Annotated in this window: 12 protein-coding genes; 11 read left to right on the top strand and 1 reads right to left on the bottom strand. The window is 67.2% G+C overall.

The annotated features are described in order from the left end of the window. The first annotated feature begins 43 nt into the window (after positions 1-43). Entirely contained in the window at positions 44-3,655 is a 3,612-nt protein-coding gene (locus AC1RVW_RS23420) for an indolepyruvate ferredoxin oxidoreductase family protein (RefSeq protein ID WP_493202817.1), read from the top strand. 10 nt (positions 3,656-3,665) lie between these two features. Here AC1RVW_RS23420 and AC1RVW_RS23415 read toward each other — a convergent pair whose 3' ends face one another. After that, a complete protein-coding gene (locus AC1RVW_RS23415; RefSeq protein ID WP_493202815.1) occupies positions 3,666-4,619 on the bottom strand; it encodes a phosphate acetyltransferase in 954 nt (317 codons plus the stop codon). A gap of 97 nt (positions 4,620-4,716) precedes the next feature. Between AC1RVW_RS23415 and AC1RVW_RS23410 the strand changes: the two genes are divergently transcribed. From AC1RVW_RS23410 to AC1RVW_RS23365, 10 genes are all read left to right on the top strand, one after another. After that, on the top strand, positions 4,717-5,433 hold the full coding sequence (locus AC1RVW_RS23410) for an SIR2 family NAD-dependent protein deacylase (protein WP_493202813.1): 717 nt from the start codon (positions 4,717-4,719) through the stop codon (positions 5,431-5,433). 269 nt (positions 5,434-5,702) lie between these two features. Beyond that, positions 5,703-5,828 carry a hypothetical protein gene (locus AC1RVW_RS23405; protein ID WP_493202811.1) on the top strand — a complete coding sequence of 42 codons (126 nt, stop codon included), beginning with the start codon at positions 5,703-5,705 and terminating at the stop codon, positions 5,826-5,828. A gap of 117 nt (positions 5,829-5,945) precedes the next feature. After that, the gene (locus tag AC1RVW_RS23400; protein WP_493202809.1) at positions 5,946-7,937 is read left to right on the top strand and encodes a type VI secretion system Vgr family protein; all 1,992 of its coding nucleotides are present in this window, start codon (positions 5,946-5,948) and stop codon (positions 7,935-7,937) included. Positions 7,938-7,974: 37 nt separating this feature from the next. Continuing rightward, positions 7,975-9,714: a DUF4150 domain-containing protein gene (locus tag AC1RVW_RS23395; RefSeq protein WP_493202807.1), complete on the top strand. Its 1,740-nt coding sequence runs from the start codon at positions 7,975-7,977 to the stop codon at positions 9,712-9,714. A 39-nt stretch (positions 9,715-9,753) separates the two neighbouring features. After that, positions 9,754-10,770, top strand: a complete 1,017-nt coding sequence (locus tag AC1RVW_RS23390; RefSeq protein WP_493202805.1) for a beta propeller repeat protein — start codon at positions 9,754-9,756, stop codon at positions 10,768-10,770. A gap of 19 nt (positions 10,771-10,789) precedes the next feature. Further along, positions 10,790-11,302, top strand: coding sequence for a hypothetical protein (locus AC1RVW_RS23385; RefSeq protein WP_493202803.1), 513 nt, complete (start codon positions 10,790-10,792; stop codon positions 11,300-11,302). Beyond that, entirely contained in the window at positions 11,299-11,607 is a 309-nt protein-coding gene (locus AC1RVW_RS23380; RefSeq protein ID WP_285414668.1) for a sulfurtransferase TusA family protein, read from the top strand. The genes AC1RVW_RS23385 and AC1RVW_RS23380 overlap by 4 nt, the downstream gene beginning before the upstream one ends. A 33-nt stretch (positions 11,608-11,640) precedes the next feature. Continuing rightward, positions 11,641-12,783 carry a DUF2169 family type VI secretion system accessory protein gene (locus AC1RVW_RS23375; protein WP_493202801.1) on the top strand — a complete coding sequence of 381 codons (1,143 nt, stop codon included), beginning with the start codon at positions 11,641-11,643 and terminating at the stop codon, positions 12,781-12,783. A 222-nt stretch (positions 12,784-13,005) separates the two neighbouring features. Then, positions 13,006-13,488, top strand: coding sequence for an Hcp family type VI secretion system effector (locus tag AC1RVW_RS23370; protein WP_081271256.1), 483 nt, complete (start codon positions 13,006-13,008; stop codon positions 13,486-13,488). A 41-nt stretch (positions 13,489-13,529) separates the two neighbouring features. Then, the gene (locus AC1RVW_RS23365) at positions 13,530-16,703 is read left to right on the top strand and encodes a type VI secretion system Vgr family protein (protein ID WP_493202799.1); all 3,174 of its coding nucleotides are present in this window, start codon (positions 13,530-13,532) and stop codon (positions 16,701-16,703) included. Position 16,704 lies beyond the last annotated feature (1 nt).

Genomic DNA, 16,704 nt, shown 5'->3' with positions numbered 1-16,704 from the left:
TTGAAGAAGCACTTCCCCGGAATGCGGCAGAACAATTCCGGGCATGAACGCCCCACACAACGCGACCGCGCTCAAGCGGCCCGGCTACCAGCTTTCCGACAATCTCTGGGCCCCTTCGGGCTCGGTCTTCATCACCGGCACCCAGGCGCTGATCCGCGTGCTGGTGATGCAGGGCTGGCGCGACACGGCGCGCGGCCTGCACACCCAGGGCTTCGTCAGCGGCTACCGCGGCTCGCCGCTGGGCATGGTCGACCAGGCCATCTGGAAGGCGGGCGAACGTTTCAGGCAGACGGGCATCCGCTTCGTGCCGGCGGTGAACGAAGAGCTTGCGGCCACGCAGGTGCTGGGCACGCAGCGTGTCGAGTCCGACCCCGAGCGCACCGTCGACGGCGTGTTCGCCATGTGGTACGGCAAGGGCCCGGGCGTGGACCGCGCGGGCGACGCGCTCAAGCACGGCAACGCGTACGGCTCGTCGCCGCACGGCGGCGTGCTGGTGGTGGCGGGGGATGACCACGGCTGCGTGTCGTCGTCGATGCCGCACCAGAGCGACCACGCCTTCATGGCCTGGCGCATGCCGGTCATGCAACCGTCCAGCGTGGCCGAGTACCTGGAGTTCGGCCTGTACGGCTACGAGCTGTCGCGCTATTCGGGCGCGTGGGTCGGCATGGCGGCGCTGTCGGAAGTGGTCGAAAGCGCGGGCACGGTGGACCTGGACGTGGTCAACGCGCGCGTCGACGCCTGGGAAGACGCCGACACCGTGCGCGCCGCCACCGGCCACAGCGCGCCGGCGGACGGCCTGCACTACCGCTGGCCCGACCTGCCTTCGCTGCGCATCGAATCGCGGCTCGAAGACAAGCTCGCGGCCGTGGCTGCTTTCTCCAGGCGCAACAGCATCGACCGCGACGTGATCGTGAGCGAGCACGCCAAGGTGGGCATCGTCACCTGCGGCAAGGCGCACCACGACCTGATGGAGGTGCTGCGCCGGCTCGAGCTTTCGCCGGAGCAGCTGGCCCGCGCCGGCGTGCGGCTCTACAAGATCGGCCTGAGCTTCCCGGTCGAGCAGACGCGCATCAAGGCCTTTGCGAAGGGGCTCGAAGAAATTCTCATCGTCGAGGAGAAGGGCGCCGTCGTCGAGACACAGCTGCGCGACATCTTCTACAACGCACCGCCCGATGCGCGGCCCGCGCTCGTGGGCAAGCACGACCGCGAGGGGCAGCCGCTGGTGTCGGCGCTCGGCGAGCTGCGGCCGTCGCGGCTCATCGAGCTGGTGGCGCACTGGCTGGCGGTGCACTTTCCCGACAACCGCGACCTGGGCGACCACCTGCAGCATGTGCGCGACTTCACGCCGCCCGAGCTGCTCGGCAACGCGAGCGATGCCGTGAAGCGCCTGCCTTACTTCTGCGCGGGCTGCCCGCACAACACCAGCACCAAGGTGCCCGAAGGCTCCACCGCGCGCGCGGGCATCGGCTGCCACTTCATGGCCAACTGGATGGACCGCAGCACGGCGGGGCTGATACAGATGGGCGGGGAGGGCGTCGACTGGATCTCGCACGCCATGTTCACGAAGACGCCGCATGTGTTCCAGAACCTGGGCGACGGCACCTACTACCACTCGGGCTACCTCGCCATCCGGCAGGCCGTGGCGGCCAAGGCCACGTTGACCTACAAGATCCTGTTCAACGACGCGGTCGCGATGACGGGCGGCCAGCCGGTGGACGGCGTCATCAGCGTGGACGCCATCGCGCGGCAGGTGGAATCGGAGGGCGTGAGCAAGGTCGTGGTGGTGAGCGACGCGATCGGCAAGTACGACGACATCAAAGGCCGCTTTCCGCAAGGCACCGAGTTCCACGACCGCGCCGCGCTCGACGACGTGCAGCGTCGCCTGCGGGAAATCAAGGGCGTGACGGTGCTCATCTACGAACAGACCTGCGCCGCCGAGAAGCGCCGCCGCCGCAAGAAGGGCGAACTGGCCGATCCGCCCAAGCGCCTGTTCATCAACGAGGCGGTGTGCGAAGGCTGCGGCGACTGCACCGTGCAGAGCAACTGCGTGGCCGTGCTGCCGCACGAAACCCCGATGGGCCGCAAGCGCAAGATCGACCAGACCAGCTGCAACAAGGACTATTCCTGCGCCAAGGGCTTCTGCCCCAGCTTCGTGGGCGTGACGGGCGGCAAGCTGCGCCGCAAGAGCGGTGCGCTGGCGGCGGGGCGCGATGCGTTCCTGCATCGCGTGGCCGCCTTGCCGCATCCGGCCGCGCACGCGTGGAGCGCGCCCTACGACCTGCTCGTGACCGGCGTGGGCGGCACCGGCGTGGTGACGGTCGGCGCGGTGATCGCGATGGCCGCGCACCTGGAAGGCAAGGCCGCCAGCGTGCTCGACTTCATGGGCTTCGCGCAGAAGGGCGGCTCGGTGCTGAGCTTCGTGCGGCTCGCGGATTCGCGCGAGCGGCTGCACCAGGTGCGCATCGACACGCAGCAGGCCGATGCCATCCTGGCCTGCGACGTGGTGGTGGGCGCATCGGCCGACGCGTTGCAGACCGTGCGTCACGGCCGCACGCGGGTGCTCGCGAACATCCACGAGATTCCGGTGGCTGAGTCGCTGCGCAACCCGGACGCCGACCTGCACGTGGACCTGCTGCTGGAGAAGATGCGCTTCGTGGCCGGCGAAGAGCAGGTCGAGACCTTCGACGCGCAGAGCCTGGCGGAAGAATTCCTGGGCGACACGCTGGCGGCGAACATCGTGGCGACCGGCTATGCATGGCAGCGCGGGCTGGTGCCGCTGAGCCTGGAGGCGCTGATGCATGCGATCGAGCTCAACGGCGTGGCCGTGGCCGCGAACCAGTCGGCTTTTTCGCTGGGCCGGCTGGCGGCGGGAGACCCCGCGGCGCTCGACCAGCTGCGCGCCGCGCCTGCCGCCGATGCGCAGTCGTCGCAGGCCGATGAGCGTCCGCTCGACATGCTCATCGCCGACGCGCGCCGCCATCTGACCGGCTACCAGAACGCCGCCTGGGCGGATCGCTTCGAAACGCGCGTCCGCGGCCTGCAGGCGCGCGAGGCGGCATTGCAGGGCGGTGATGCAAGCCTGCCCTTCACGCGCAATGCCGCGCGCAGCCTGCTCAAGCTCATGAGCTACAAGGACGAATACGAGGTGGCGCGGCTCTACACCGATGGCGCGTTTCTCAAGAAGCTTTCGGAGCAGTTCGAAGGCGAGCTGAAGCTCGAATTCCACATGGCACCGCCCGTGGTGGCGCGCGGCACGCACGGCCGTGCGCCTGCCAAGATCCGCATCGGCAGCTGGATGCTGCCCGCGATGCGGTGGCTTGCGCATGGCAAGCGGCTGCGCGGCACCGCGTTCGACCCCTTCGGCCGCACCGGGGAGCGGCGCATGGAGCGCGAGCTGATCGCGCACTTCGACGGGCTCTTCGATGCGATGGCCAATGAGCTGTCAGTCGACAACCAGTCGCTGGCCGCGCGCATCGCCGCGCTGCCGATGTCGATTCGCGGCTTCGGTCACGTCAAGCTCGCGAACCTGGAAGCGGCAAAGTTGCGGGAGGCGGAGTTGCTGCATCGCTTTGCGCCGTCGCGCTACGCGAAGCCGGCGTCCGCATCGGCCGCCGGGCAGATCCGCGGCATTGCCATCGTGGCCGGCGCGCGCTGACCGTCGTCGTTCAGCCGACCGCCTTGATGAGCTTGTCGCGGCCTGCCTTGGCGAGCATGGATGCGACCGCGCAAGATGCCAGCCGGGCCGGCTCCGAATCGGCCCGGCTCGTGAGGATCACCGGCACCTTGGTGCCCAGCACGATGCCCGCCGCATAGGCGCCGCCAAGAAAGGTCAGGCTCTTCGCGAGCATGTTGCCGGCATCGAGGTCGGGCACGATCAGCACGTTGGCACGGCCCGCCACCGGCGAGTTGATGCCCTTGATGCGCGCGGCCTCGGCGTCGATGGCGTTGTCCATGGCCAGCGGACCGTCGAGCACTGCGCCGGTGATCTGGCCCCGGTCGGCCATCTTGCACAGCACGGCGGCATCGAGCGTCGACGGTACCTTCGCATTGACCGTTTCCGTGGCTGACAGTATTGCCACGCGCACCGCGGGCATCTGCAGCGCGTGCGCAAGATCGATCGCGTTCTGCACGATGTCGACTTTCTCTTCGAGCGTGGGCGCGATGTTGATGGCCGCGTCCGAAATGATCAGCGGCTGCCCATGGCCCGGCACGTCCATCACGAAGCAATGGCTGATGCGGCGCGAGGTGCGCAGTCCGCCTTCGCGGCGCACCACCGCGCCCATCAGTTCGTCGGTGTGCAGGCTGCCCTTCATCAATGCATCGACCTCGCCGCGAAGAGCCATCGCGACCGCTGCGTCGGCCGCGGCATGGCTGTGCGGCGCATCGACGATGGGGGTGTTCGAGAGATCGATGCCGACCTCGCGCGCCGCCGCTTCTATCTTTGCGCGCGGCCCGACCAGCGTCGGCGCGATCAGGCCCAGGGCTGCTGATGAGAAGGCCGCTTCGAGCGACACGGCATTGGCCGGATGAACCACGGCCACGCGCAACGGCGGCAGGCTGCGTGCAGCGGTGATCAGGCGGTCGTAGTGCGGATGTGCTGCAAGGGGCGAAGACGCCATGCGGGCTCCTGGAGGTGAAGGGGAGAATGCGTTGCCGCAACGGTACTTGAAAAAATCTGCTCGAAGATGCTGACGGTTGCGTAAAGAATATCTGCACATGAAGCCCCAGGTCCAACCGAACAAGATCGTCGTTCTCTCAGGCTCCGGCGTCAGCGCCGAGAGCGGCCTGCCCACATTCCGCGATGCCAAGGGCTTGTGGAACACCTACTCCTGGCAGGAACTCGCAAGCCCCGAAGGCTGGCGAAAGCACCCCGAGGCGGTGCTTGCCTTCTACAACGAGCGGCGCGCGAAAGCCTGGCAGGCGCAGCCGAATGCGGCGCACCTTGCCATTGCATCGCTCGAGTCGGTATACGAAGTCGTGATCGTCACGCAGAACGTCGATGCACTGCACGAGCGCGCGGGCTCGCGCAACGTGCTGCATCTGCACGGCCAACTCGCGTATGCGCGCGGCACGTCGGAGCCGGAACCCAGGCGCTACCGCGTGGACGGCGAACCCATCGCCATGGGCCAGTTGTGCGAAGACGGCACTCAGCTGCGGCCCGACATCGTGTGGTTCGGCGAAGCGGTGCAGCACTTCGAGGAAGCGGAAATGCATGTGGCCACCGCGGCGCGCGTGCTGGTGGTGGGCACGTCGCTTACCGTCAACCCGGCGGCGTCGTTGGTGCGGTATGCGGATCGCTCTGCGCAGAAGGTGCTGGTTGCGCTCGACATGGAAGACGTGCCGTACGGATTCACCTTCCTGCAAGGCAGGGCCACCGATGTGGTGCCCACGCTTGCCGCAAAGTGGTTGAGCGAAGCGCACGGAGCCCTGTAGCCGTTCCCGGTGCAGACAAATGGAAGGGCCCGCCATCGTTTGACGGCGGGCCTTTTTACCTGCGAGATGAAGCAGGCTAAAACTAATTGCCTTATTTCCTGGGCGATATGTCTGGCCACGGGAAATAAATCGTGAGGAATGGCGAAATCAGGATAGCGATTTGTCCAGATTCAATCGATTTGTCACAGTCGCGCCCGAACATCGCGCTCAAGAGTTTGCAAATGTGGATTCTCTTGATCGTGATGTGACAACTCAGGGAGCCCTCAATCATGGCAGTAGCCGCGAAGGTGAAGCAGCATTACCGGGAGCAGACCGCCAGGGGCGGCAAGGGCGCCGAGACGGTGCCGGGGCTGGAACATCAAGGAAAACAAGGAAGCCTGATCCCTCTTGCGTGAGCCGCGAGTGCCGGCTTGCCGTCTTGCCTTTCGTGCGTTGATCAGATTTGGAGGGAGAGTGCCATGCCAACAGGCGCAGCACGGTCAATCCGCGTTCTCACCGCTTCTTGTGCCGCCATGCCCACACTGGGCGGGCAGCCCGCACTGGAGCCGTTGGCCATGGAAGGCGACGAAGGCCTGAGCAGCCTGTTTCGCTACACCGTCACGTTCAGCACGCCCGAGCAGGCCGGCTACAACGAGCGGCAGGCCGCCAACGTGAACATCAAGCAGCTCGTGGGCGAAACGCTCACGGTGCACATCGTGCTCGACGGTCGCCCCGGCGCCGGCGAAGCCAGGCGCCATATCTCGGGGCTGGTGACGCGCGTGCGCTTCCTGCGGCTGGAGAACCGCCGCGCGTTGTACGAAGCGGTGATGGAGCCTTGGCTCGCGCTGGCCACGCGCACGAGCGACTACCGCATCTTCCAGAACAAGACCGTGCTCGACATCCTCGGCGAGGTGTTCTCCGACTACGAATTCGCCCATGAAGTGAAGTCTGCCCGCAGCTACCCGACGCGCGAGTTCCAGGTGCAGTACGGCGAGAGCGACTTCGACTTCGTCGCGCGGCTGATGCACGAGTGGGGGCTGTACTACTACTTCGAGCACGCCGAAGACAGCCACAAGCTCGTGATCGTGGACGACATGTCCGCGCACCAGCCGTACGCCAATGCGGGCTACCGGAAGATTCCGTTCTACGGTGCCGACGACACCGTGCGCGCCGAGCACTGCGACCGCTTCAACGCCTGCGAGACGCTGCAGAGCGGCCAATGGGTGACCGACGATTTCGACTTCAAGCGCCCCAAGGCGCGGCTGCAGCAGGTGAGCGCCATGCCGCGCAAGACCGCGCAAGGCAGGCAGGAACGCTACGGCTGGCCGGGCGACTACGTCGTCGAATCCGAGGGCGAGCAACTCGTGCGCACGCGCATGGAAGAGACCGGAAGCCAGGGCGAGCGCGCCAGCGGCTCGGGCAACCTGCGCGCCGTGGTGCCGGGCTGCCTGGTAACGCTGGAGCGGCATCCGCAGAACGAGGCCAACCGCGAATACCTTGTGACCGATGCGCACCTGCGGCTGCAGGACGTGGGCGACGCGAGCGCGCAGCAGGAGTTCGAATGCCGGGTCGACTTCGACGTGATCCCTTCGAGCAAGGTCTTTCGCGCGCCCGCGCCCGAGGCGCCCCGTCCGCGCACCACGGGGCCGCAGACCGCCATCGTCACGGGTCCGGCCGGCCGCGAGATATGGACCGACGAGTACGGACGCGTGAAGCTGAGCTTCCACTGGAACCGCTATTGCACGAAGGACGAGAACAGCTCGTGCTGGGTGCGTGTTTCATCGCCCTGGGCCGGCACCAACTTCGGCGGCATCCAGATCCCGCGCATCGGGCAGGAGGTGATCGTCGACTTCGAGAACGGCGACCCCGACCGGCCCATCGTGACCGGCCGCGTCTACAACGCCGACAACATGCCGCCGTGGACGCTGCCCGACAACGCGACGCAGAGCGGCCTGCTCACGCGCAGCTCCGAAGGCGCGACCGACGCCAATGCCAACGCGCTGCGCTTCGAGGACAAGAAGGGGCAGGAGCAGGTCTGGCTGCATGCCGAGCGCAACCAGGACATCGAGGTCGAGAACGACGAAACCCACTGGGTCGGCCGCGACCGCAGCAAGACCATCGAGCGCGACGAAACCGTGAACGTGGGCCATGACCGCACCGAAACCGTGGGTCACGACGAAACCATCACCATCGGCAACAACCGCATGGAGACGGTCAAGGCCAACGAGCTGCTGACAGTGCTGCAGAACATGAACCGCTTCGTCGCGCTCACTTCGTCGGAGGAAGTCGGCATCGCCAAGACATCGCTGGTCGGGCTGACCCAGACGGTTGCGGTGGGCAAGAGCAAGAATGAAACCATTGGCGAAGATTTTTCGCTCGACGTCGGCGAGAGGCTCGTGATCACCGTGGGCAAAAGCCGGCTGGAAATGACGAAGGACGGCCAGGTGACGCTCACCGGCGCCAAGTTCGATTTCCGCGCCACCGGTGCGGTACGGATCAACGGCAAGGTCATCGACCTCTGCTGAGGTCCGAAGACCCGAGAAGACCAGGACACCGCGATCCATGGCTCTGGACCCCAAGGCCACCGCGTCGTCGGCCTTCCTGTCTGCCTCCCCGGGCGGGGCGTTTGCGGGCGGCGCGGGGCCGGGCCGTATCGCCCGCCTGGCCGTCATCGTCGGCAGGCCCGCGCCCAGGTCGCCCGCGAGTGCGGCGCCTCCGGAGGCGGGCCGGGACGCGGCGCAGGCGATCGTGGTGTGCACGGCCCCCGATGTGTGCAAGACACCCATCGGCTCGGCCACGCCGCCCATTCCGTACCAGATCACCGGCAAGCTCGGCGATGACTCCAACACTTCGCAGGACGTGTTCCTCACGGGGCTGAAGGCCTTCAGGTTCGACAGCGTCGTCACGAACGTCAAGGGTGACGAGGCGGGCTCGGCCACTGGCATCAAGTCGGGCACTGTCGGCGACATCGCGGAGCCGAAGACTGCTTCGACAGTCGTCCGGGTCAATGGCCAGTGGCTGGTACGCGACGGCGACACCTTCTGGATGAACCGGCGCAACACCATTGGGGAGCTGAACTACAAGAAGGACCGCGGCACCTACTGGTCGCCCGACGACGGCAGCACCATCGACGACAGCGAGGCCGAGGCGCTTCTCGCGAAGGCGAGTGCCGATGGTGCCGTCATCGAGTACTACGAGACCGACCAGGAGAAGACCGGCAAGGCGCGCCTCATCCCCGCGACGGGCATGGCCGACTACGCAAGCCTGGTGCGCACGGCGATGGGCGAGAAGCCCATCCTGCTTGCACAAGCCCAGCTGCAGCAGATGCCGAATGCACCGGTCAGCGACGTGCGCCCCGGCGTCATCCCGCAGACGCGGCCGGCTCCGACCCCGAGCTTTCGGCCCGGCCCGGCGGCCAACGACAACGTCTTCCGGCCGCCCGCGGGCATGCCCCGGCCCGGAGGCAGCGCCGGAATGGCCGGCAAGGCCGCCGGCATCGCGGGGAAGATGCTCTTCGTGCTCTGGATAGCGCAAGGTGCGCCGATGCCCGGCGACAGCCTCATCCTCGGCAAGTCCGCAGCCAGGTCCGTCCTGGAAGGCATCAACCCGCAGACCCCGCAAGAACAGGCCATCTACGACCAGGCCTTGAATCATCTTGCCGAATACAAGGCCGGCGTCTATGACTCGTGGTGGCCCACGGGTGCGGACAAGTTCGACGCTGAAGTGCGCAAGGCCGTCGAAGACCAGATCGCCCAGGAGCGTACGCGCGCCCAGCAACAGGCACAGTCACAGGCTTCGCAGGCTCAGCCCGCGGCCAACCCCGACCCGGAGGCCGGCGTGCGCGTCGAGGGCAAGCCCGACCCGTGCAATCCGGGCGCGCACGGAAAGAACGATTGCCCGCCGGGACAGGATTCCCATCACATCATTGCCGACTACATATTGCGGCTCGGAACCCGCAAGGCGCCCGGCCCGCGGGTGCCGGGCGCGCCTTCGCTGGACGAAGGCCCGGCGATCTGCCTCTCCGAGAGCGAGCACCGCGAGGTGCACCGCCTGATGGACAACGCGATCCGCACGGCGGGGGGCGCCACCGGCACCGTGCCCTTCGAGAAGGTCAAGCAGATCGCCTACGACGCGCTCGGCAAGGCCAAGCCCGATTGCAAGGGCAAGTTCGAGGCCGCCACCGACGAGTTCTTCAAGAAGATGTCGAACGACGCGCTTGTACGGGCCTACAAATCGGCCTCCAAGGCCGTGAAGGCGGCTGCGCGCGATGCGCTCAAGGCCTCTGGCTGGCCGATCGAATAGAGTGAAGCGAAACACCCGCACAACCCACACCGCACGTACATGGAACAGTTTCCGCCCCCTCCCTCCACGCCCCGGTTGCGCATCGAAACCGGTGTCGCGGTGAACCGCCAGTTCCTGATCGTCTCGTGCTCGAAGCTCGAGGAGCGCTTCGACGGCTTTGCGCGTCTTTGCCTCTTCACGCCCGACAAGCCCATGCAGTGGCGCTACTTCGATCTGCCGCTGACCATCAGCGCCGCGGCGCTGCAAAGCGCGGGTGGTTCCGACGGCTCGGCGCAGGCCTTTGTCTTTGCCGCCGAGGACGGCGACATCGTGCGGTTGCCGGTCGGCAAACCGCCGGTGATGGAGCGCATTGCGGGTGCGGGCCTTCGGGACGACGACTCCGAGGGCTGGGGCTACATGAATGCGGTGCGCCAGATCGGTGCCCGCCTGTACGCCTGCGGCGACGGCGGCCAGGTCTATTGCCGTGAGAACGATGGAGAGGGCGACAGCGAGGGCGAGGGCGAATGGGTGCACGTCGACCACGGCCTGCTGCAGCCCGCGGAAGGCGAGCACAACCTGATGCTGAACGCGATCGCGGGGCCTGGCGAGGACTCGATCTACCTTGCCGGCTGGGACTCGGACCGCAACGCCGGCCTGCTGTTCCATCGAGGGGCCGATGGCGCCTGGACGCCGGTTCCGGTCGAAACCGCAAAGCTCACCGGACTGTGCGTGGAGGGCCCCGACGCAGTCTGGGCGTGCGGCCACGGAGGCGCGCTGCTGCACGGCAGCCATGCAGGCGGCTTCACCGACGTCTCGGCGCTCGACGACACCCGCAACTACAGCGACGTGGCGATCTACGGCGGCAAGGTCTACCTCGCCACTGCCGAGGGGCTGTTCGTGCGCGAGGGCGATGCGGTCGAGCCGGTGGACACCGGCCTCGTGCCGGCGTATGCCGACGGCCACGTGCTGCAGGCGGTCGACGGTGTGCTCTGGTCGATCGGCTACCGGGACATCGCGCGCTTCGACGGCACCAGCTGGGAGCGCATCGTCTTCCCGGGCAACCCGCCCATCGCCTGAGCCGGGCGGAGCCGTGCCCTTGTGGAAGCGCGATGTGGAATGGGTGGCCGAGGCTGCCCAGCGCATCGGCTGCCATGGACTCGGCGACTGGCTGCCCGGCTTTGCCGACTGGGCGGAGTTCACGCCGGCGGCATGCCCGCCACCGGAGCCTTCGCATGCGCTTGCTCACTACGCCAGCCTGTCGCGCGGCCTTCGCATGCTGCTGCGCGGTGCCTTCGCAACGCAGGCCGTCGACCCGGAGCACTGGGTGCTGCACGAACTCGAGATCGATGCCGCCAGGCTGCCGCTGCCCTTCGGTCTCGATGCCGGGCGAGAAACTCCGCTGGGAGCGCGAGCAAAACTGTCGGCGGACACAGCCTTCGGCCGCAGCGTCGACCTGCGTGCCGGCAGGCGCCGCATCGTTCACTTCCTGGCGGACGGTCGCGTAGTGGGCGTGGACTTCAAGGCATCGATGGTGGGAATCGAATCCGTGCTCCTGCAGCGCGTGGTAGCCATGCCCGATTTCCGGACCATGAAGGAGGAGGCGAGTTGACGTCCTCCGGTGCCGGCCCGAGCCCGGCCACCGCGTTCCTGCCTGCGAGCACGGGGCCTGCGTCCGAAGTCGCAGGCGGAATGCATGCGCTGCTCGTCGACACCCGCGGCACCCGCTGCCCCACGCCGCTGCTGCGTCTGCGCAAGGCGTTGCGGCGCTGCGAACCGGGGCGGGTGCTCGAACTCGCAGCCGACGACCCGGCCGCCTTCATCGACATTCCACGCGCGCTCGCCGAGTTGCCGGCGCAGTTGTTCGCCGTGCGCGACGAGGGCGCGTCCAGGGTCTTCGTGATCCTGCGCTGCTGACCGGAGCGCGGACGCTTCCTGCTGAACTCCACAATGGCTCCGCACCTCGAGAATCGCACGCCTTTTTCCGCACTCGCCTTTTCGCAGTTCCATCGCGACGGCACCGACATGGCCGTGCTGGCGGTGCGCGGAAGCTTCCACGTGGTGGCGAATGCGCCGCTCGTGCTCGCACCGCGGCAGGAAGAACTCGAACTCGCCGACCGCTACGAGGGTGATCCCGCCGGTGGCCTGCTGGTGCGGACCTGCGACATCGTGCCCTTCAAGCCGGCGGCCGATGTCACCATCCTGGGGGCGAGCTGGGCACCGCAAGGGGTGGCGTCTGCCTCGTGGCTTGCCGGCGTGCGCCTGGGCAGGCTCGAGAAAGTCGTGCGGGTGCACGGTCCCAGAGCCTGGCAATGCGCCGCGAAGCCGGAGGGCGACGAGAAGCACGGAGCTCCCGGGAAGAAGAAAGAGTGGGTGCTCTCGCCGGCCACGCCGGTGAAGGCCGTGGCGCTCGACTGGCGTGGCGCTTTCGGAGGCGAGATACCCGGAACGGGCGACGGGCAGGCGCCCGCCGACGTCCATCGCCACAACCCCATCGGATGCGGCATCGTGGACGCGGAGCACAGCCCCGGCGATATCGACATTCCCGCGCCCTGCATCGAAGACCCCGCCGACCCGGTGCTCGACTGGCGGCGCCACGACTACGTGCCGCAAGGCTTCTCCCCGTTGCCGCCGGTATGGCGGCCGCGCCAGCAGTTCACGGGCACCTTCGACGATGCGTGGCTGCAGGCAAAGCATCCGCTGCTGCCCGACGACTTCGACTACCGCTTCTATCAATACGCCGCGCCCGGCCTCATTCACGAGGAGCGCCTGAGCGGCGATGAAGAACTGCAGCTTCTGCACATGCATCCAGGCCACTCTCACATCCAGGTCTGGCTGCCGGGCGTGCGCCTGTCTGCCGCCGCGCATTGGAAAGATGGAGACACAGCCGCGCTGGAGATGACCCTCGACGGCGTCCACGTGGACATGAACGCCGGCCTGGCGTCTGTCTATCTGACGTGGCGCTGCTGGGTGCCCAAGCGATCAGGCATCCGGCTGATGGAACTGCGGATCGAGAACCCGTCCAGGCTGCTGGAAATCGGGAGCCGGTATGTGGGGTGCGAGCGCATTGCGGGCGCGCCGTACCCGTTGTGAGTAGTTCAGCCAGCGCCTGTAGTTCTTTTTGCGCATGCCGTTTGGCACTGGCCCGCGGTGGGTGCCTGGCTTAAGGTACGGACGGATTCGATGCGCCGACGTCGCTGTGTCACCAGCGCTGGCGTCATCCGGTTGTGATTCGCTGCCGTCCTGCTGCAAGGGCAGGGCGGCTGGTTCCACGGTGCCCTGCATGGGCACGCAATTTCTGAGGGAGTTGATCTCATGGCAGTAGACATGTTCATGCGCGTCGAAGGCGCGAACGGCGAATCCAAGGATTCGAACCACAAGGAGTGGAGCGACATCAAGTCGTTTGCGTGGGGCGCAACGCAGCCCGGAAACATGGTCAGCGGCGGTGGCGGTGGAGTCGGCAAGGCCAGCTTCAACGACTTGCAGGTGCTCGCGCGCATCGACAAGGCGGCACCGTCGGTGCTGAAGAATTGCGCCAGCGGCAAGCACCTGAGCAAGGTCGAGGTGTCGGTGTGCAAGGCCGGCGGCTCGCAGATCGAATACACGCGCATCACGCTCGAAGAAGTGCTGGTCACGTCGGTGCAGTACACGGCCGAGCAGGGCTCCGACGCGGTGTTCGTGCAGTACGCCTTCCAGGCCGCGAAGGTGAAGCAGCAGTACTGGGAACAGACCGACAAGGGCGGCAAGGGCGCCGAGACGGTGCTGGGTTGGAACATCAAGGAAAACAAGGAAGCTTGAGTTCCCTTCGTCGGGTGCGTTGACCAGGGAGCCTTCCACGAATGACCCGCAGCTTCATCGCCCACAGCGCGTTGGGCGAGCGCCTGAAGTTCCGCTCGATGACGGGACAGGAGCGCATTTCCGCACTGTTCGAGCATCGCGTGCGGCTCATCAGCGACATGCCCAACATCCAGCCCAAGCGCATGCTGGGCGAGGACATGAGCATCGAGGTGAACCTTGCCACCGAGCTTGGCGGCGCCGGCAAGCGCTTCCTGAGCGGGCAGGTCACGCGCTTTGCCTACGTGGGCAAGGACGACGGCGACATGTCCGTGTACGAGGCCACGCTGCGCCCGTGGCTGTGGTACGCCACGCGCCGCTCCGACTTCAAGATCTTCCAGTTCAAGACGGCGCCGCAGATATTGCAGGAGGTGCTCGCGCCCTACGGCTTTGCCATCGACGCGCGCCTGGGCGGCAACTACCGCACCTGGGACTACTGCGTGCAGTACGCCGAGAGCGACTTCAACTTCGTCAGCCGGCTGATGGAGCAGGAGGGCATCTACTACTTCTTCTCGCACGCGCAGGGCAGCCACCAGCTGGTGCTGTGCGACGGCCCTGATTCGCACACGCCGCTGCCCAACGGCCCGGTGAAGGTGCCCTATCACGCGGGCGTGCTGGCCGCGCAGATCCTCGAGCAGGACTTCATCGACAGCTGGAGCCATTCGGAAGACATCGCGTCGGGCAATTTCGCGGCCGACGACTACGACTTCAGGAAGCCCAACGCCGAGATCGACACCGTGCGCCAGCAGCCGGCCGGCCACAGCCGCGACAACTTCGAGATCTACGACTGGCCCGGCGGCTACACCGAGCTTGGCGACGGCGAGAACTACGCGCGCCTGCGGCTGGAGCAGCTCGCCGGGCGCCGCGAAATGGTGAGCGCCGAAGGCAACCTGCGCCACATGGCGCCGGGCTACCTGTTCGAGCTGGCGCGCCACCCCAACGCCGAAGACAACCGCCGCTACCTGATCGAAGCCGTGAGCTATGACTTCCAGGAGAACGCGCTGCGCGTGGTGGGCGCGGCGGACGCGGCCTACAGCGAATCGACCAGCAGCACCAGCTACCGCCAGACCTTCGAGGTGCTGCCCGACAGCGCGCCCTACCGGCCCGAGCGCGTCACGCCCCGGCCGCGCACCACCGGGCCGCAGACTGCGGTGGTGGTCGGCCCGGCGGGGGAGGAGATTCACACCGACGAATACGGCCGCATCAAGGTGCAGTTCCACTGGGACCGCTATGGCCGGCGCGACGAGAACTCCTCATGCTGGATCCGCGTGTCGCAGACCTGGGCCGGCAGCAACTACGGCGCCATGCACATACCGCGCATCGGGCAGGAGGTGATCGTCGACTTCCTCAACGGCGACCCCGACTACCCGATCGTCACCGGCTGCGTCTACAACGCCGCGCAGATGCCGCCCTGGGAGCTGCCGCGCCACAAGACCCAGACCGGCTTCCAGACGAACTGGAGCAAGGGCGGCGGCGGCAAGCACATGCTGCGCTTCGAGGACAGCCGCGGCACCGAGCACATCGAGCTTTCCACCGACCACGGCAACACCCACCTGCACATGGGCTACCTGATGAACCAGGGCAGCGGCGTGCAGCGCAGCTACGGCTTCGAGCTGCGCACCAACGAGTGGGGTTCCATCCGCGCGGACAAGGGCCTGCTGCTGACCACCTACACGCAGGACTACGCGCAGCGCGCCTCGCGCGACAACCCCGACGGCCACGAGCACATGGGCGCCACGCTGGCGCAGAGCAACGCGCTGATGCAGGCGTCGGGCCAGGCCGTTGCGGCCACCAAGGCGCTGGTGGGCGCGATGGCGCAGGGCAAGAACCAGACGCTGATGGGGCTGGTGCAGGGCGTGCAGGCCGCGGGCGGCGTTGCGCAGGCCGTGGCGGCGCTGGCCGCGGGCGGCACGCCGGAGGCGGGCGTTTCCGACAACCCCGACCCGGCCATGGCCGACGCGCAGCAGATGCTCGACCTGTCGCGCAAGATCGACAAGCCCGTGGTCTCCATCGTCAGCCCCGAGGGGCAGACCATGATCAGCCCCAAGCCGATCGTGGTGAGTTCGGGGCAGAGCGTGTCGGTGCGCGCCACCTCGGCCATGACGCTGACCACCGGCGCGCAGCTCACGCAGCTGGTCACTGGCGGCATGCTCACGCAGGTGAGCGAGGGCGGGCAGGTCAACGTGGTGTCGGGCGGCGACATCGTCTCGCACGCCAGCGCCGGCGCCGTCAACCTGGTGTCGAAGACCGACGCCTCCATCACCTCGACCGACAGCAACGCCAACATCACCGGCCGCAAGTCGGTGGTGATCCAGGCGGCCGACCAGGACGTGTTCGTTACCGGCAAGACCAGCATCTCGCTGATCTGCGGCAAGTCGTCCATCGTGCTGCTTGCGGACGGCACGGTGAACATCAACGGCGTGAAGGGCCTCGTCAACTTCACGGGCGAACTCGACCAGCGCGGCAGCAAGATCTTCCTGAACTGCGACGCGCCCATCGGCAGCGAGCCTGAAGAAGCGGTGGTGGAAGACGGCGTGCCCGTGGCGCCCGCGGCCGCCGCCACGTCGGCCGGGGCATCGGAGCATGCCGTGCCCGCGGCCGCGCCGCCGGGCTATGTCACCACCGGGCTCGGCAAGGGCGTCGACGCCATCGCGGCGCGTTCGCCCACGCTGCAGAGGCAGGTCAAGTTCCTGCAGGGCCAGGGCTGGAAGATCGGCTACGGCGCAGCGGGCGGAGGCACATATGCCGACACCAACCCCGCCGTGAAGAAGATCGTGATCGACGGCAACTACGCGAGCGACCCGTACAAGACTGCCGCGTCGCTGTCGCATGAGGTCGGGCACGCGGTGTATTCGTACCGCTTCAAGCCCGACATGTCCTCGAAGACCGCGTTCGTCAACAGCATGCTCGGCTCCGAGGGCGAGGCCGCGCTCAACCAGATCCAGGTGCAGCGCGAAGTGTGGCGCGCGGCCAAGGTCGACATCCTCAAGGGCGCGAACCCCGCGAACGTGGAAGCCTTCAACGATGCCTACAACAGCATGGTGAAGGGCGGCACCCGGGAGGCCGCAAGGGCCGCGGCCGGCAAGTACTACGGCACGCTCACCACGTCGACCACCGGCGAGCAGTACACGCAGTACTACGGCAACTCCTACGACAAGAAATATGCCGGGAAGCACTGAA

The organism is Variovorax sp. MPBD4-3, from assembly GCF_058809745.1.
This window is presented reverse-complemented; position numbering and strand designations above follow the sequence as displayed.